A 16,454-nucleotide genomic window follows, 5' to 3' on the forward strand; every position below is an offset into this window, starting at 1 on the left:
CTCCTTTAAAAGATTGCTTATTCGTAGTATCCTTCGGTGGATTTTCTGAACCCTTCGAATTGATCACCATCGTGACCGAACCATATCTGAGCGTCTTTCTCTTTTGCCATACGTTTGATCCTCTCAACAGAGCGCGCCCATCCGATGGAATCATATAGGATGCCGGGCGGCTTGATTGGAGATTCCATGCTTTCTTTTGTATAGATGGCATCAGATGCGAGGATAAGCGTACCGAGTTCGCCTGTTTCGACTTCCAAACCGATCATGCCCCAGGCGTGGCCGCTGCCGAAATTCAAGACTTTGACGCCTTTGACGATTTCGAGGTTATCTTCATAAGACTTTATGGTCTTCCATGTCAGGTCATTCTTGATCCAGGCATCGATATCTGCCCAGATATAAGCTCCCTCCTTCTGATTTCTCGCATATGTCTGCATCGTACCGTTCAATTCATCGTCATGTACGATCACTACAGCGTTCGTAAAATATTCTAGGCAACCGGCGTGGTCGAGGTGGAGGTGGGAGGCGACTACATAATCGACTTCTTTAGGGTCTACATTGATCTGCTCGAGCCTGTTTGGGAGATAGCATTCTTCGCTTGCTGAGTAGGGGAAGGCTTTCTGGGTCTGCTCTATCCATCTGCCATCTTTCCCCATGGCGTTCGGGTTACAGGCGGTATCGAAAAGGATTTTTGCTTCGGGATGGTCGATGAAGACAGTGTAGATGGGGAATTCAATCATCTCGTTCGGAGCGTTGGGATTATCGAGCGTGGCTTGATTGGAGTTGGCGATCATCAGATTCTTATCCATCTTTAAGGTTCCATTGTCCAAAACGTACAGTTTGAGTCTGTCTTGATTTACATTTGCCATACATATCACCCCAGTTTCATATAGTACTCCAATTATATTTGTAAACGTTTTCAAATACAACTATTAGTGATTGGAAAACAAAAAGCATCATCCATCTATGTAGATGGATGATGCTTTTCTGCTTATTCGTCATCACGGGCTTTAATCCACCCTACACCTCAATCACCGTCAAAGCATCGGCAACTTCCGTGGCCAAATCGTCCGTCCGCCATTCACGCTGGTAGCCGAGGCATGGGCAGATGTAGTGGATGCCGCCGTCTGTGATCTGGTGGCGGAAGTGGACGTGCCCCATGATGCTGTAGCGTATGGGGAATTCTTTGTAGAGTGGGTCGAAGTCGGATGTGCCGATGAATGCGTTGAAGAAGTCGAATAGGCGGTGGGGTGTAGGGACTACAAACCGTGGATGGGTGACGACGTGCGTCATCAGGATGATGTTGCGGTTGCCGACGCGCTCGAGGTCCTGTTTTGCGGATTGTGCAAATGCTTTTGATACCGCTGGGTCGTCCATCGACCAGTTGGCGCGGATTTTATCCTGCCAGGTGCCGCCGGAGAATTTCCCCGTCGCGATCTTTTCCCGGGAAAACCGTGGATCTGCGTAGGAATAATCATACCAGCCGCTGTTGCCGACGATGGCCCACTGGTCATCTATAATCAGCGGGGCATCTATCATGCTTGTCGGTTCTTCTTTATAGAGCTGATGGATTTCAGGGGTGGATATATGGCCTGCTTCGGGTTGCCAATAATCATGGTTGCCGGGGACGAAGCGGATATCGATTCCTGTCTTGTCCATAAGCGTATAGACGAACTCAAGGGTGATGCGGTAATCGCTGGCGATATCGCCTGCTATGAGCAACAGTTCTATTTGCTGCTTGTGGATTTCCCATGTCAGTACATGTTCAAAATCCTGGATTGTATAGCGGGTCTGCCTACGATCGATATGCAGATCTGCAATGACGCCTATTCTCATATTAATCGCTCCATCAAATTTTTATCTCATAGGCAGTATCAGGTAATTCATCAAGCAAAGTCAACTGAAGGTATCTATAAAAATGAAAAAAACAGGCCATATGGCCTGTTTTTTGTATGCATATAAATTGTCATTTAAGCGAATATGCCGACTACCGCAGCTGTCAGCACACTGACGAGTGACGCCCCGTAGACGAGCTTCAGGCCGAAGGTGGCGACTTTATTGCCGCTTCCGTCATGCAGTCCCTTAACAGAACCTGCAATGATGCCGATACTTGAGAAGTTGGCGAATGATACAAGGAAGACTGAGATCATCGCCTGGGATTTTCTGCTGAAATCGTCTGCAATCGCAGTGTAGTCGAGCATTGCCACGAACTCGTTGGTAATGAGCTTCGTCGCCATCAGGCTACCTGCCTGCTGCGCTTCAGCCCAAGGGATTCCGATGAGGAATGCGAGTGGCATGAAGATGTAGCCGAGTACGTCCTGGAAGGTGATTTCCATGCCCGGGATGAGCAGGAAGACCTGGTTCAGAATCGCAATCAATGCGATATAACCGATCAGCATGGCCGCAACTGTCATGGCAACTTTGGCACCATCCATGATGTAGTCGCCGAGGATCTGGAAGAATGACTTGCCGGCGTCTGGATTGTCATCGACATCGGCCTCGTCTTCAGCGTCGGTTACGTCGTATGGATTAAGGATGTGCACAATCACGTAAGTACCGAACAGGTTAAGGACGATCGCCGTCACGACATACTGTGGATCGAGCATGGTCATGTAGGCGCCGACGATGGATAGTGACACTGAACTCATCGCCTGTGCCGAAAGCGTATAGAGACGGTGTTTCGGCAGGTGCGGCAATTGGTTCTTCAATGAAATGAACACTTCTGATTGTCCAAGGAGCATGGATGCAGCTCCGTTATAGGACTCAAGATACCCCATTCCGGTTATTTTCGTAAGCAGTATACCGAGTCCGCGGATGATGAGCGGCAGAATCTTCGTATACTGCAGGATGCCGATCAGGGCGGAGATGACGATGATCGGAAGGAGGACGTTGAAGAAGAATACGTCAGCGACGCCGCCGTCTTCACCTACCGTCAGATCCCCCATGACGAAGCCGACACCTTCAGCCGCGAATCCGAGTAGGGCGTTGAACCCGTTGGCCAGACCTTCTATGAGGAACTGGCCTGCGCCAGTGGAAAGGAGGACGAATGCAAAAATCAGCTGGACGCCAAGCAGGATGATGATGTTCTTCCATTTTTTGAACGCAAGCTTGCGGTTGCTGCTGACGAGCCAAGCCAGGAAGAATGTAAACAGGATACCGATTATTCCCATTAGAATATTCAATACTTTCACCTCGTAGAGTTATTTTTTAAGCCATTATATTACCGTAGTCTGAATGAATGACTGTATGCGTCTGGAACGATGGATATGTATCCTGGTTAATTATAATGCAAACGTTTACAGAAATAAAGGGCGAATCCATGGAACTTTCCATTTGCTATATTGATTCACAGCCTATATAATCAAAGTCAAAGAAGGTCAAAAGAGGTGATGAAATGCGTAACATGTCAGATATAATTGAACAGTACCTCAAAAAGCTGATAGAGGAGTCCGGCACTGAGGTCGTCGAAATAAAACGTGCGCACATCGCAGAAAAGTTCGATTGTGTGCCTTCGCAGCTGAACTACGTAATAAAGACGCGCTTTACCAACGAGCACGGTTACACGGTTGAGAGTAAAAGGGGTGGCGGCGGGTATATAAGGATCACTAAAGTCGAGACGCATTCCAAAGCGGAATACCTTGCCCATCTGAAGCAGCTGGTCGGGAATCAGCTGTCGCAGCAGAATGCCAAACATATCATCCAGTCGTTGTATGAAAACGAAGTGGTGACGCAAAAAGAGGCGAAGATCATAAGTGCAGTAATGGACCGTGAGACATTGATGCTCGAGCTGCCGTACCGGGATCGTCTGCGTGCGAAGATACTCAAGAGGGTGATGGATGTCATCCTATACAGTGAGGAGTGATGGAATGAAGTGTGAGTCATGCAACGAAAGGGAAGCAAGCATCCATATATCGAAAGGCGATGGACTGGAGAAGAGCGAGCGGTTCCTGTGCGAACAATGTGCCAATGCATCATTCGAGAATGATTTCAGCTATCCGGATGACACCTTCAACATCCAGAAACTGCTCCAATCGCTGTCCCAACAGCCTGCGTTGCATCAGCAGCAGAAAAAACCGCTGCAGTGTGGCACTTGCGGTTCCACGTTGAACAGCATCGTGCAGGCCGGGAAGTTCGGCTGCCCCGATTGCTACCGCACATTCGAGGCGCGCCTGCCGGATATCGTGGCCCGTGTGCAGGCCAATCAGACTGAGCATGTCGGCAAGATGCCGGAGAAGTCGAAGGAATACTTGAAGACGAAGCGCAAGATGGAGCAGCTGAAGGCCAAGCTCCAGACGCTCATCGACACCCAGGAATTCGAAGAAGCGGCCGTCGTCAGGGATGAGATACGCGCTTTGGAAAGGTTGGGTGAAGATGATGGAATATAAAAACATCAGCCCATGGATGCATGACGTCAAAGAGCAGCCGGTTGAAATGTCGACCCGCATCCGTCTGGCGCGCAACATCGATCATATCCCCTACCCCCATATGATGCAGAACAGTAGTGGGATCGAGCAGATCGTGGAGCGCCTGGACGGGGTGCTTGAGGGGTACGACCAGAAGGATATGGCGGACCTCAAGTTTGAGGATAAGGCGCTGCTGGTCGAAAAGCATCTGGTGAGCCCCCTGTTCACCAAGCAGGGAGTGAAGAACTACACCAATGAAGACGAGTCGATCTCCGTCATGGTGAATGAAGAAGACCATCTGCGCATCCAGGCGATGGGGTCAGGCCAACACATGATGGACATCTACCGGAAGGCCAACGATATAGATGACAGGATCGAACATGAGCTGGACTATGCCTTTGATGAACGGTACGGCTACCTGACAGCCTGTCCGACGAATGTCGGCACAGGCCTCCGGGCTTCTGTGATGCTGCATCTCCCGGCGCTCACTTCAAGCAAACGCATCCAGCGCATGGCTGGAAATTTGAGTCGTTTCGGTTTCGTATTAAGGGGAATATATGGAGAAGGTTCGGTGCCGCTCGGCCATATCTATCAGCTGTCAAACCAGTTGACGCTCGGGCAGACGGAGGATGAGATCATCACCACTCTGGACGAACTGAAGCAGAGGATCATCGAAGAGGAGATTGAGATGCGCTCATGGCTTGAAGATGAACATCTCCTGGACGTAAAAGATGCGGTCCACCGCTCGCTCGGCCTTTTGGGACATGCCTATAAGCTGTCTTTGAACGAAGCGGCGAAATGCTTGAGCGACATCAAGTTCGGAATCGACCTCGATCTGATCGAACTCCCACATTTTCATTTCCAGAAATGGATTCAACTCATCCAGCCGGCATTCATCAAAATGCGTCTGAATGATAAAGAAGGCACATACACATCACTTGAGCAGGCTGTTGAAGAAGAGCGTGCAACGATGATGAGATATTTAATAGGAGGGGAATAAAGTATGCTATTTGGACGACTGACAGAACGTGCGCAGAAAGTATTAGCGTACGCACAGGAAGAAGCGATCAACCTCAAACATTCGAACATCGGGACAGAACATCTTCTGCTCGGTCTTGCGAAGGAAAATGAAGGCATTGCGGCAAAAGTGCTCGTCTCCTTCAACATCACAGAAGAAAAGGTCAAAGAAGAAGTATTCAACCTGATCAACGAAGGGACGGAACCATCGTCTTCCATCCATTACACGCCGAGGGCCAAAAAGGTGATCGAGCTATCCATGGATGAAGCGCGGAAACTCCACCATAATTTCGTCGGCACGGAACACCTCCTGCTCGGCCTGATAAGGGAGAGCGAAGGTGTGGCAGCACGCGTGCTGGCCAATCTTGACTTGAACATCACAAAAGCACGGGCGGCCGTCATCAAGATGCTCGGCAATCCGGATGCGTTCCAGCAGAAGGACAATCTGAAGAAAGACCACAATACACCAACGCTCGATTCCCTGGCGCGTGATCTGACACAGATTGCACGTGATGAGATGCTCGATCCGGTGATCGGACGCTCCAAAGAGATCACCCGTGTCATCGAGGTGCTGAGCAGAAGGACGAAGAACAACCCTGTCCTCATCGGTGAAGCGGGTGTCGGTAAGACGGCCATCGCTGAAGGAATGGCGCAGGCCATCGTCAAAAATGAAGTGCCTGAGACGCTGAAGGATAAGCGTGTCATGTCATTGGATATGGGCACGGTCGTTGCGGGTACGAAATACCGCGGTGAATTCGAAGAGCGCATGAAGAAAATGATGGATGAAATCCATAAGGCCGGGAACGTCGTGCTGTTCATCGATGAACTCCATACGTTGATCGGTGCGGGCGGCGCAGAAGGTGCCATCGATGCATCCAATATCCTGAAGCCGGCATTGGCACGCGGTGAGCTGCAGTGCATCGGTGCCACGACGCTTGAAGAGTACCGTAAGCATATCGAAAAAGATGCGGCACTGGAACGTCGTTTCCAACCTGTCCAGGTGGATGAACCGAGTGTTGAAGATGCGATCCTCATCCTTAAAGGACTCAGGGACCGCTACGAAGCGCACCACAGGATCACGATTACAGATGAGGCGCTTGAAGCGGCGGCTATCATGAGTAACCGTTATGTACAGGACAGGTATCTGCCGGATAAGGCGATCGACCTGATCGATGAGGCATCCTCTAAAGTGAGGCTCAGAAGCTACACTTCCCCTCCAGATCTGAAAGATCTTGAAAGCAAGCTCGAAGCCGTCAAGAAAGAGAAGGATTCCGCGGTGCAGAGCCAGGAATTTGAAGCGGCGGCAAGTTATCGGGACAAGCAGAGCAAACTTGAAGCAGAACTCAAAAAGCGTGAGGATGACTGGAAGAAGGAACAGGGCCAGGCTTCTCAATCTGTCGAAAAGGGCGACATCGAGCTGGTCATCAGCGGTATCACCGGCATACCGCTGGCTAAGATCGCAGAAGAGGAGTCGGAGCGCCTGCTGAACTTGGAGAGTATCCTTCACGACCGTGTAATCGGTCAGGAAGATGCAGTGGCCTCCATCTCGAAAGCGGTCAGACGGGCCCGTGCAGGTCTGAAGAATCCTAAGCGTCCGATCGGAAGCTTCATCTTCCTCGGTCCAACGGGTGTCGGTAAGACTGAACTTGCCCGTGCGCTCAGTGAATCGATGTTTGGCGAGGAAGAAGCCATGATCCGCGTCGATATGAGTGAGTACATGGAGAAGCACTCCGTCTCCCGTCTGGTCGGTTCGCCTCCTGGCTACGTCGGCTATGATGATGGTGGACAGCTGACAGAAAAAGTGAGGAGAAAACCTTATTCCCTTGTCTTGTTTGATGAGATCGAAAAGGCGCACCCTGACGTATTCAATATGCTCCTCCAAGTGTTGGATGATGGACGATTGACCGATTCGAACGGCCGCACCGTCGATTTCCGCAACACGATCATCGTCATGACATCAAACGTCGGTGCCCAGGAACTCAAGGACAACAAGTTCGTAGGATTTGGCACGACAGACGATAGCCAGGACTACGATACGATCAGAAGCACGATGATGAAAGAACTGAAAAACACATTCCGTCCGGAATTCATCAACCGTGTGGATGACATCATCGTCTTCCACAGCCTCGAGAAGAAGCACCTCAAGCAGATCGTCTCGCTTATGATCGATCAGCTGAGAGACCGTCTCGGTGGCCAGGATATCCATCTTGAAGTGACGGATTCGGCCAAGGAGAAAATCGCTGACGAAGGCTATGATCCGGAATACGGTGCAAGGCCGCTTGCACGGTCGATACAGCGCCATATTGAAGACCGGCTCAGTGAGTCCCTCCTATCCGGGGAAGAGCTTGAAGGCAAGGTCGTCACAATCGACTATAAAAACGACGAATTCGACGTGAAAACTAAAGACGCAGTGGCAGCAGAATAGATGCATAAAGGCCGGGCGGGCCCACCGCCCGGCCTTTTTCTTCATACTTCCACGCTTAATGGCAGTTCTGATGGCTACTACTTTAAAATTACATGTAATAGTTATACACTATATAATAATAAAATCGAACTACAGGAGAGGCTTATATATGGCGAAAGCGAAAAATGTTTTTGAATGCATGGCCTGCGGACATGAATCGCCGAAGTGGATGGGCAGATGCCCGAATTGCGGTGCCTGGAACCAGATGGAGGAAAAGATCGTCCATAAGGAAACAAAGGGTAGGGGAACTTTCGGCAAGGTGGAAACCGACACCAGACAACGCAGCCAGAAACTCGAACGGGTCAAGAAAAGCCACACCCCGAGGACGAAGACGCAAAGCCCCGAGTTCGACCGGGTGCTCGGCGGGGGGATAGTGAACGGCTCATTGATCCTGATCGGTGGGGACCCGGGGATCGGCAAATCGACCATCCTGCTACAGACGGCCCTGGCTCTATCCGAGAATCACGAAGTGCTGTATGTTTCAGGCGAGGAATCGACGGAACAGATCAAACTCCGGGCAGACCGACTGCTGGAAGCGAGCGACAACCTCAATGTCTACAGCGAAACCAACCTCTACTACATCCATGACGAAATAAAGCGGCTGGATCCCGATTTCCTCATCATCGATTCGATCCAGACCATCTTCAACCCAGACGTGACGAGCGCCCCGGGCAGTGTGGCGCAAGTCAGGGAGTGTACCCAGAGCCTCATGAATATCGCCAAAAGCGGCAATATCGCAACCTTCATCGTCGGACATGTGACGAAAGATGGACAGATTGCGGGACCTAGGCTACTTGAACATATGGTGGATACGGTCCTCTACTTTGAAGGGGATCAGCATCATACCTACAGGATGCTGCGTGCCGTCAAAAACCGCTTCGGGTCGACGAATGAGATGGGCATGTTCGAGATGAAGAACGAAGGGCTCAAAGAAGTGCTCAACCCTTCTGAAATATTCCTTGAAGAGCGTTCCAAGAATGTACCAGGTTCGGCGATCGTGGCTACCATGGAAGGCACACGGGCACTGCTGGTTGAGGTCCAGGCACTCGTGACGCCGACCCATTTCCACAACCCGAGGCGCATGGCGACCGGCGTCGACCATAACCGTCTTTCACTCCTTATGGCGGTACTCGAAAAAAGCGAAGGGCTGCTTATGCAGCAGCATGATGCCTACATCAAAGTGGCCGGCGGCGTCCGTCTCGACGAGCCTGCAGTCGACCTCAGCATCGTCGTCAGCATTGCTTCAAGCTTCAAAGGTGCTTCGATAAGAGGGGACGACTGCTTCATCGGAGAAGTCGGATTGACTGGCGAAGTCAGACGGGTCACCAAGATCGATCAGCGCCTGCAGGAGGCTGCCAAACTCGGCTTTAACCGCGCGGTCATTCCAGCTTCGAATATGAGCGGCCTGAATGTACCGGATGATATAGAAGTCGTGAGTGTGCGTAATCTGAAGGATGCCCTGAAGATGGCGATATCCAAATAAAACAGGAGGTGAATGGTTATGTTGAGGTATCTGCTTTATGTATTGTATGTATTGATTGGAATTTCCCTGGGCGTCTGGCTGATGCCCCTGATATTTGAAATTCTGCCTTGGGACATCCCGCTCATATTGGATAATGTGCTCGTCTTCGGGCTTTCGGGTCTGCTTCTTTTTCTCGTCTTCTTCTCATGGACCCTGCCGAAAGTCGAAAGCCTTATAAGACGAAGCGAGGGCCTCATCCTGAACCGGAGTCTTGCGGAGATTGTGTCCGCCACATTGGGGACGCTTATCGGACTGTTGCTTGCTGTTTTGATATCCTTATTGATAAATGCCATGGACATTCCTATAGTCCGCGATATCGTCCCGTTTGTAGTGGCTGTAATCCTCGGATACCTCGGGTTCCAGATCGGGCTCAAGAAATTCGGTGAGGTGCTTGATTTCCTGCCGGGCAATTTCTCCAAAGCTAAAGAAAAAGAATATAAGAACTCCAAAAAATTCCTTGATACGAGTGCGATCATAGATGGTAGAATAGTGGATGTAGCAAAAACCGGGTTCATAGAAGGTGTGCTTGTCATCCCGCAGTTCGTGCTTGATGAGCTTCAATTGATCGCTGACGCAACCGACCCGATCAAGCGTGACAAGGGACAGCGGGGCTTGGATATGTTGAATGCCCTGCAAAAGCAGAATGCCGCTGATGTTGAAATCAGGGATGTCGAGTACGACAAGCTTGATGTCGACCATCAGCTGATTGAAATCGCAAAAGCTGAAAAAGGTGCCATCATAACAACGGACTACAACCTTAATAAGGTGTGCCAACTCCATCAGATAAAAGTGCTCAATGTCAATGAGCTGTCAGATGCCATCAAAATGGCCGTCATCCAGGGTGATCGGTTCAGCCTGCTTGTATCAAAGACGGGTAAGGAAGAAAACCAGGGCGTCGGGTATCTGGAGGACGGCACAATGGTGGTCGTCGAAGATGGCAAGGCAGATATCAACAAAACCATCACCGTGGAAGTCGTCAGTGTGCTCCAGACCAATTCAGGACGTATCGTGTTTGCAAAGAGAGTGAGGAAATGATGAAATATACAGTAATCATCCCGGCTGCCGGCATGGGAAGCAGGATGAACACGGATTACAACAAGATCTTCATCCCCCTCGGTGAAGTGCCGGTCATACGCATGACCGTGGAAAAATTTGAAGCGGATCCCGACTGCAATGCCATCTATCTGGCCGGCCGCAAGGATGAAATCGGCACCCTTCATGAAATCTTAGCGGGGTGCACAAAAGTCAGGGGCATAATCGAGGGCGGGAAAGAGCGGCAGCACAGCATATACAATGTGCTGGGCGCGATTGAACCGGCAGACTACGTATTCGTCCATGACGGCGCCCGGCCATTTGTCTCAGAAGAGACGCTTACCCATCTGAAGGAAGCGGTGCCGGTCCATAAGGCGGTGATCTGCGGAGTGAGACCGAAAGATACACTGAAGCGCATAGATGGAAGTACCGTCGAGGCGACCATCGACCGTGACCAGGTGGTTGCGGTCCATACCCCTCAGGCATTCGATTACGAACTGTTGATGTCTGCCTACCGGAATGCGTTGGAAAATGAATTGTCGGTCACTGATGATTCCATGATGGTGGAGGCGTTGGGAGTAAGTGTCCACGTCACCCCATCGACATATGATAATATTAAGATAACGACTAGGGAAGATCTGAAAGTGGCACAATCCATCATGAATAAGGGGGAGGGATGACATGTTTAGGATTGGACATGGCTTTGATGTGCATGCATTTGAAGAAGGCCGCCCGCTGATCGTCGGCGGCATTGATATCCCGCATGATCGTGGGCTGAAAGGCCATTCTGATGCAGATGTACTGCTCCACACCGTTGCGGATGCAATACTCGGGGCGCTCGCACTCGGCGATATCGGCAAATTTTTCCCGGATACGGATGAGGAATTCAAGGATATGGACTCAAAAGTGCTGCTTGGCGAAGTGGTGGAAATGATGCACGAAAAAGGATACATCATAGGGAATATCGACGCTGTCATAATGGCGGAAGAACCGAAATTCAGACCCCATATCGATGCTATGCGCGATGTTACCGCGTCTCTTCTTTTGACGTCGGTGGATAACGTCAACATCAAGGCGACGACGACCGAGAAACTCGGATTCACAGGCAGGGGCGAGGGCATCGCTTCTGAGGCTGTAGTATTAATAGAAAAACGGAGGAATGACCATGAGTAAAGTAAGAGTAAGATATGCACCGAGCCCAACGGGATACCTGCATATCGGAAACGCACGATCTGCACTGTTCAACTATCTGTTTGCCCGCCATTACGACGGTGATTTCATCATCCGCATCGAAGATACCGATACGTCGAGGAATATAGTAGGTGGCGAGGAGTCTCAGCTGCATTACCTCAAGTGGCTTGGACTCGAGTGGGATGAGAGCGTCGACCGTGATGGCGGCTACGGCCCATATCGCCAATCGGAACGGCAGCACATCTATCAGCCGATCATCGACCAGCTGCTTAAAGAAAATAAAGCGTACCGTTGCTACATGACTTCAGAGGAGCTTGAGGCAGAACGGGAAGCGCAGATCGCCCGCAGTGAAATGCCACGCTACGGCGGCCAACATGCCAACCTCACACCCGAAGAGGAACAAGCCTTCATCGATGAAGGCAGGGAGCCGAGCATCCGCTTCCGTGTGCCTGCCGACAAGGCATATAAATTCGATGATATCGTCAAAGGTGAAGTGTCCTTCGATTCAAATGGCATCGGCGACTGGGTCATTGTGAAGAAAAATGGCGTACCGACCTATAACTTCGCAGTTGCGGTCGATGATCATATGATGGAAATCTCGCATGTGCTCAGGGGAGATGACCATATCTCCAACACACCGAAGCAACAGATGATCTATGAGGCGATGGGCTGGGAAGAACCGAAATTTGGCCATATGACGCTCATAGTCAATGAAGAGAAAAAGAAATTGTCCAAAAGGGACGGTTCCATCATCCAGTTCATCGAACAATATAAAGAACTTGGCTATCTGCCGGAAGCGCTCTTCAACTTCATCGCCCTGCTCGGATGGACGCCTGAAGGGGAAGAGGAAATATTCTCCAAAGAAGCGTTCATCGAATTGTTCGATGAAACGCGCCTGTCGAAGTCACCTGCTTTCTTCGACAAGCAGAAACTGACTTGGATCAACAACCAGTACATGAAAGAGAAAGACACGGAGACCGTTTTTGATATGGCCTTGCCACATCTTGTGAAGGAAGGGTTACTTGAAGAGAATGCATCTGAAGAGTCGCTGGCCTGGGCCCGCAAACTTGTTGCCCTGTATCAGGAGCAGATGAGTTTTGCAGGAGAGATTACAACGCTGTCGGAACAGTTCTTCAAAGAAGAGATCGAGTTTGACGAGGCAGCGAACGAAGTGATTTCACAGGAGCATATACCTGAGCTGATGGCGGCACTCCACGCCCGTTTCAGTGAGCTTGAAACATTCACTCCTGAAGCGATCAAAGCCGCAATAAAAGATGTCCAGAAATCCACGGGCTATAAAGGCAAGAAGTTTTTCATGCCGATCCGTGTCGCCGTGACCGGCCAGACGCGTGGACCGGAACTGCCGGACGCCATTGCGCTCATCGGTAAGGAAAAGACTCTTACCAGAATTCAGAAGCTGACATAAAATAAGCAAACTTGTTGCACCCTGTGAATCAATACCTTATGATTATTACAACAGAGACCCCGAGTATGGTCATTGAGCGGAAATAAGAGATTATCCGGCTGCTGAAAGGATAACCGCCTATCGATCAGAATTGCCCTCTGTAATGTTGATATGAATATTCAAGTGGCAGTTGAAGCTGCAAACAGAGTGGAACCGTGCATGATGCGCCTCTGTCCATATATGGACAGAGGCCATTTTAATATAGGAGGATGACATATGTTCGGCAGAATGAAAGAAGACATCGATATGGTCATGGAGTTGGATCCGGCAGCAAAGAGCAGATTGGAAGTCTTCTTATCTTATTCAGGTTTACACGCGGTATGGAGCCATCTGTTGGCCCACCGTCTTTATAGAAAGAACGCCACCAGTCTGGCTCGGATCATTTCCCAGATCAGCCGGTTCTTTACAGGCATCGAAATACATCCGGGCGCGGAGATCGGGCGGCGTCTGTTCATCGATCACGGCAGCGGTACGGTGATCGGGGAGACGTGCCGCATCGGCAATGATGTAACGATCTACCAGGGGGTCACGCTCGGCGGCACCGGCAAGGAAGAGAAGAAGCGGCATCCGGACATTGGTGATTTCGTGCTGATCGCCACCGGGGCGAAGGTGCTCGGCAACATCCGCATCGGGGAATGTTCAAAAGTCGGAGCAAATTCGGTAGTGCTGAAAGACATCCCGCCACACTCGACAGTGGTCGGCATTCCGGGCCAGGTCGTCAAACAGAAGGGGGAGAGGGTAAGGCGGGGACAAGTCTTTGAACACAGCAGCCTCCCAGACCCGCTCCAGGAGAAGATATGTGCACTGGAGGAAGAAATAAAAGAATTCAGGAGAGATATTGAAAATGGTAAAGATATTTAATTCGCTCACAAGGCAAAAAGAGACGTTCGAACCGCTCAAAGCAGGCAAGGTCAAGATGTATGTATGCGGCCCGACTGTGTATAACTATATCCATATCGGCAACGCCCGCCCCGCCATCGCATTCGACACCGTCCGCCGCTATCTGGAATACAAAGGGTATGAAGTCAATTACGTCTCCAATTTCACAGATGTTGATGACAAGCTGATCAAGGCGTCCAATGAGCTGAAAGAAGAAGTGCCTGTCATCGCGGAGCGTTTCATAGAAGCGTTCTTTGAGGACACAGGTGCTTTGAACGTCAAGAAAGCCACAGCGCACCCTAGAGTCATGGATCATATGGAGGACATCATAGAATTCATCAAAGTGCTGGTTGATAAAGGGCATGCCTATGAATCGGAGGGGGATGTCTACTTCCATACACGCTCGTTCGAAGATTACGGCAAGCTGTCCCATCAGTCGGTTGATGACCTGAAAGTCGGAGCGCGCATCGACGCGGGTGAAAAGAAAGAAGACCCGCTTGACTTCGTGCTGTGGAAGCAGGCGAAGCCGAATGAAATAAAGTGGGATTCGCCGTGGGGCGAGGGCCGGCCGGGTTGGCATATCGAGTGCAGCGTCATGGCAAGGCGCCATCTGGGTGATACAATCGACATCCATGCAGGCGGCCAAGACCTGACGTTCCCCCACCACGAAAATGAGATTGCCCAAAGTGAATGCATGACCGATGAGACGTTTGCAAACTATTGGATGCATAATGGCTACATCAATATCGACAACGAAAAGATGTCGAAATCCCTCGGCAACTTCATACTGGTCCACGACATCCTGAAAGAAATCGATCCGGATGTGCTGCGCTTCTTCATGATCAGCGTGCATTACCGCAACCCGATAAACTATAACAGGGAACTGGTGCAGGCTGCGGAGAACGGGCTCAGACGCATCCAGTCAAGCTATGCGAAGGCTAAAGAACGTCTGGACAGTGCAGTGGGCAATGAAGGGGACGAAGCGGTGCATGGCATCATAGAACAGAACCTCGAAGTATTCGAAGCGCACATGGATGACGACTTCAATACCGCCAACGCAATCAGCGCCTGGCACGATCTGACATCCGAATTGAATAAATACATGCGCCGCCAGACGACCTGCAAAGAGACGCTCATGCGCTTCATCGAGGCGTTCGACAGCTACAGCGAAGTGCTTGGTGTTGGCTTGGAAGAAGAACAAATATTGCTTGATGAAGACATTGAAGCACTAATAGCAGAACGCAACGAGGCGCGTCAAAGCCGTGACTTCAAACGCGCCGATGAAATCAGGGATGACTTGAAGGCGCAAGGCATCATCCTGGAAGACACCAAGGAAGGTGTGAGGTTCAGGCGTGGATGATCGCAAGCTTGAAACGATGCAACCCTTGTCGCTTGCTTTTGTGGGTGACGCCGTCTATTCCGTCTATGTGAGGAGCCACCTTTTGGCTGCCAGTCCATACTTGAAGCCGGATGCGCTCCATCAGGCGGCCAACCGGATGGTGAATGCCTCCGCGCAGGCACGGGCGCTGGATCATCTCCGGAAGAATGAGTTGACGGAAGCGGAGTGGGACATTGCCAGAAAGGCGCGCAATAAATCAAGTGCCACAAGGGCCAAGAACGCAACCATAAAAGATTACCGCAATGCTTCCGGGCTCGAGGCACTGATCGGGCATCTCCATCTTTCCGGCAATACTAGCCGGATCGATGCGCTTATGGCCATCATATTGGAAATCGGGAGGGACAAAGATGACTAATGGAGTGATTGCAGGACGTCACGCAGTACGGGAAGCCCTGCAGGGAGAAACGGAGATCAATAAGGTTTTCATCCAGGATTCCGTCAATAAAGGACAAATCAAGGATATACTGGATGCCGCTAAGAGAAAGAAGATAGTCGTGCAGACAGTACCGAAGATGAAGCTCGACGGTATGACTGATGAACGGCATCAAGGTGTTGTGGCGATGGGCAGCCCGCACGAATATATGGCGCTTGAGACGCTGCTGGAAAAGGTGGCGGGCAAACGTTCAAACGTGATTATCCTGGATGGTCTGGAGGATCCGCATAACCTCGGGTCGATACTCAGGACATGTGATGCGACCGGTTTTGACGGCGTGATCATACCAAATCGCCGTTCCGTCCAACTTACAGATACCGTCGCAAGGACATCCACCGGGGCAATTGAACATGTGCCGGTCGTAAGGGTGACGAACATCAACCAGACCATCGATACTTTGAAGGACCAGGGGTTCTGGGTCGTCGGCAGTGAAGGCGGAGGCAACATGGATTACAGGGAAATGTCGGCAGATATGAATACCGCCTTGGTGGTCGGGAGCGAAGGCAAGGGGATCAGCAGAAAGACTCTGGAAAAATGCGATTTCATCGTCCAGATCCCTATGACCGGTCATATCACCAGCCTTAATGCATCGGTCTCAGCAGCCTTGCTGATGTATGAAGTGTTCCGTAAACAAGACGCTGGGCGTGAATGA

16 protein-coding genes are annotated in these 16,454 nt (G+C 50.7%); 13 read left to right on the forward strand and 3 right to left on the reverse strand.

Going from position 1 to position 16,454, the window contains the following annotated elements; all coding sequences use genetic code 11:
- Window positions 1-17: 17 nt before the first annotated feature.
- The 3 genes from ahlS to ACFFLE_RS08790 all read right to left on the reverse strand — a co-directional run bounded on the left by ahlS (window position 18) and on the right by ACFFLE_RS08790 (window position 3,179).
- The gene (gene ahlS, locus ACFFLE_RS08780) at window positions 18-866 is read right to left on the reverse strand and encodes an AhlS family quorum-quenching N-acyl homoserine lactonase (protein ID WP_380570720.1); all 849 of its coding nucleotides are present in this window, start codon (window positions 864-866) and stop codon (window positions 18-20) included.
- Window positions 867-1,017: 151 nt separating this feature from the next.
- On the reverse strand, window positions 1,018-1,833 hold the full coding sequence (locus ACFFLE_RS08785; protein WP_380570721.1) for a putative phosphoesterase: 816 nt from the start codon (window positions 1,831-1,833) through the stop codon (window positions 1,018-1,020).
- 134 nt (window positions 1,834-1,967) lie between these two features.
- Window positions 1,968-3,179, reverse strand: coding sequence for a NupC/NupG family nucleoside CNT transporter (locus tag ACFFLE_RS08790; protein WP_380570722.1), 1,212 nt, complete (start codon window positions 3,177-3,179; stop codon window positions 1,968-1,970).
- A 212-nt stretch (window positions 3,180-3,391) separates the two neighbouring features.
- Here ACFFLE_RS08790 and ACFFLE_RS08795 point away from each other — a divergent pair, with 212 nt between their 5' ends.
- The 13 genes from ACFFLE_RS08795 to rlmB all read left to right on the forward strand — a co-directional run bounded on the left by ACFFLE_RS08795 (window position 3,392) and on the right by rlmB (window position 16,454).
- The gene (locus ACFFLE_RS08795; RefSeq protein ID WP_380570723.1) at window positions 3,392-3,859 is read left to right on the forward strand and encodes a CtsR family transcriptional regulator; all 468 of its coding nucleotides are present in this window, start codon (window positions 3,392-3,394) and stop codon (window positions 3,857-3,859) included.
- 4 nt (window positions 3,860-3,863) lie between these two features.
- The gene (locus ACFFLE_RS08800) at window positions 3,864-4,382 is read left to right on the forward strand and encodes a UvrB/UvrC motif-containing protein (RefSeq protein WP_380570724.1); all 519 of its coding nucleotides are present in this window, start codon (window positions 3,864-3,866) and stop codon (window positions 4,380-4,382) included.
- Window positions 4,369-5,400 (forward strand): hypothetical protein, encoded by a 1,032-nt coding sequence (locus tag ACFFLE_RS08805; RefSeq protein WP_380570725.1) that lies wholly within the window; start codon window positions 4,369-4,371, stop codon window positions 5,398-5,400. Before ACFFLE_RS08800 ends, ACFFLE_RS08805 begins: the two co-directional genes overlap by 14 nt.
- Window positions 5,401-5,403: 3 nt before the next feature.
- Window positions 5,404-7,842 (forward strand): ATP-dependent Clp protease ATP-binding subunit, encoded by a 2,439-nt coding sequence (locus ACFFLE_RS08810; protein ID WP_380570726.1) that lies wholly within the window; start codon window positions 5,404-5,406, stop codon window positions 7,840-7,842.
- Between the two features lie 148 nt (window positions 7,843-7,990).
- Window positions 7,991-9,364, forward strand: coding sequence for a DNA repair protein RadA (gene radA, locus ACFFLE_RS08815; protein ID WP_380570727.1), 1,374 nt, complete (start codon window positions 7,991-7,993; stop codon window positions 9,362-9,364).
- Between the two features lie 18 nt (window positions 9,365-9,382).
- Window positions 9,383-10,438: a PIN/TRAM domain-containing protein gene (locus tag ACFFLE_RS08820; RefSeq protein ID WP_380570728.1), complete on the forward strand. Its 1,056-nt coding sequence runs from the start codon at window positions 9,383-9,385 to the stop codon at window positions 10,436-10,438.
- Window positions 10,435-11,115 (forward strand): 2-C-methyl-D-erythritol 4-phosphate cytidylyltransferase, encoded by a 681-nt coding sequence (ispD, locus tag ACFFLE_RS08825; protein ID WP_380570729.1) that lies wholly within the window; start codon window positions 10,435-10,437, stop codon window positions 11,113-11,115. Before ACFFLE_RS08820 ends, ispD begins: the two co-directional genes overlap by 4 nt.
- Window position 11,116: 1 nt before the next feature.
- Entirely contained in the window at window positions 11,117-11,608 is a 492-nt protein-coding gene (ispF, locus tag ACFFLE_RS08830) for a 2-C-methyl-D-erythritol 2,4-cyclodiphosphate synthase (protein ID WP_380570730.1), read from the forward strand.
- A complete protein-coding gene (gene gltX, locus ACFFLE_RS08835) occupies window positions 11,601-13,052 on the forward strand; it encodes a glutamate--tRNA ligase (RefSeq protein ID WP_380570731.1) in 1,452 nt (483 codons plus the stop codon). The genes ispF and gltX overlap by 8 nt, the downstream gene beginning before the upstream one ends.
- A gap of 255 nt (window positions 13,053-13,307) precedes the next feature.
- The gene (gene cysE, locus ACFFLE_RS08840; protein ID WP_380570732.1) at window positions 13,308-13,952 is read left to right on the forward strand and encodes a serine O-acetyltransferase; all 645 of its coding nucleotides are present in this window, start codon (window positions 13,308-13,310) and stop codon (window positions 13,950-13,952) included.
- The gene (cysS, locus tag ACFFLE_RS08845) at window positions 13,936-15,330 is read left to right on the forward strand and encodes a cysteine--tRNA ligase (RefSeq protein ID WP_380570733.1); all 1,395 of its coding nucleotides are present in this window, start codon (window positions 13,936-13,938) and stop codon (window positions 15,328-15,330) included. Before cysE ends, cysS begins: the two co-directional genes overlap by 17 nt.
- A complete protein-coding gene (locus tag ACFFLE_RS08850; RefSeq protein WP_380570734.1) occupies window positions 15,323-15,724 on the forward strand; it encodes a Mini-ribonuclease 3 in 402 nt (133 codons plus the stop codon). The genes cysS and ACFFLE_RS08850 overlap by 8 nt, the downstream gene beginning before the upstream one ends.
- Complete coding sequence (gene rlmB, locus ACFFLE_RS08855; RefSeq protein WP_380570736.1) at window positions 15,717-16,454, forward strand: 23S rRNA (guanosine(2251)-2'-O)-methyltransferase RlmB; 738 nt, start codon at window positions 15,717-15,719, stop codon at window positions 16,452-16,454. Before ACFFLE_RS08850 ends, rlmB begins: the two co-directional genes overlap by 8 nt.

This window comes from Salinicoccus siamensis, from assembly GCF_042429615.1.
Classification (GTDB): Bacteria; Bacillota; Bacilli; order Staphylococcales; family Salinicoccaceae; genus Salinicoccus; species Salinicoccus siamensis.

What these genes read in the sequence shown, in the direction of transcription:
- ahlS (WP_380570720.1), bottom strand. Translation starts at nt 866, where the DNA reads ATGGCAAATGTAAATCAAGACAGACTCAAACTGTACGTTTTGGACAAT.
- ACFFLE_RS08785 (WP_380570721.1), bottom strand. Translation starts at nt 1,833, where the DNA reads ATGAGAATAGGCGTCATTGCAGATCTGCATATCGATCGTAGGCAGACC.
- ACFFLE_RS08795 (WP_380570723.1), top strand. Translation starts at nt 3,392, where the DNA reads ATGCGTAACATGTCAGATATAATTGAACAGTACCTCAAAAAGCTGATA.
- ACFFLE_RS08800 (WP_380570724.1), top strand. Translation starts at nt 3,864, where the DNA reads ATGAAGTGTGAGTCATGCAACGAAAGGGAAGCAAGCATCCATATATCG.
- ACFFLE_RS08805 (WP_380570725.1), top strand. Translation starts at nt 4,369, where the DNA reads ATGATGGAATATAAAAACATCAGCCCATGGATGCATGACGTCAAAGAG.
- ACFFLE_RS08810 (WP_380570726.1), top strand. Translation starts at nt 5,404, where the DNA reads ATGCTATTTGGACGACTGACAGAACGTGCGCAGAAAGTATTAGCGTAC.
- radA (WP_380570727.1), top strand. Translation starts at nt 7,991, where the DNA reads ATGGCGAAAGCGAAAAATGTTTTTGAATGCATGGCCTGCGGACATGAA.
- ACFFLE_RS08820 (WP_380570728.1), top strand. Translation starts at nt 9,383, where the DNA reads ATGTTGAGGTATCTGCTTTATGTATTGTATGTATTGATTGGAATTTCC.
- ispD (WP_380570729.1), top strand. Translation starts at nt 10,435, where the DNA reads ATGATGAAATATACAGTAATCATCCCGGCTGCCGGCATGGGAAGCAGG.
- ispF (WP_380570730.1), top strand. Translation starts at nt 11,117, where the DNA reads ATGTTTAGGATTGGACATGGCTTTGATGTGCATGCATTTGAAGAAGGC.
- gltX (WP_380570731.1), top strand. Translation starts at nt 11,601, where the DNA reads ATGAGTAAAGTAAGAGTAAGATATGCACCGAGCCCAACGGGATACCTG.
- cysE (WP_380570732.1), top strand. Translation starts at nt 13,308, where the DNA reads ATGTTCGGCAGAATGAAAGAAGACATCGATATGGTCATGGAGTTGGAT.
- cysS (WP_380570733.1), top strand. Translation starts at nt 13,936, where the DNA reads ATGGTAAAGATATTTAATTCGCTCACAAGGCAAAAAGAGACGTTCGAA.
- rlmB (WP_380570736.1), top strand. Translation starts at nt 15,717, where the DNA reads ATGACTAATGGAGTGATTGCAGGACGTCACGCAGTACGGGAAGCCCTG.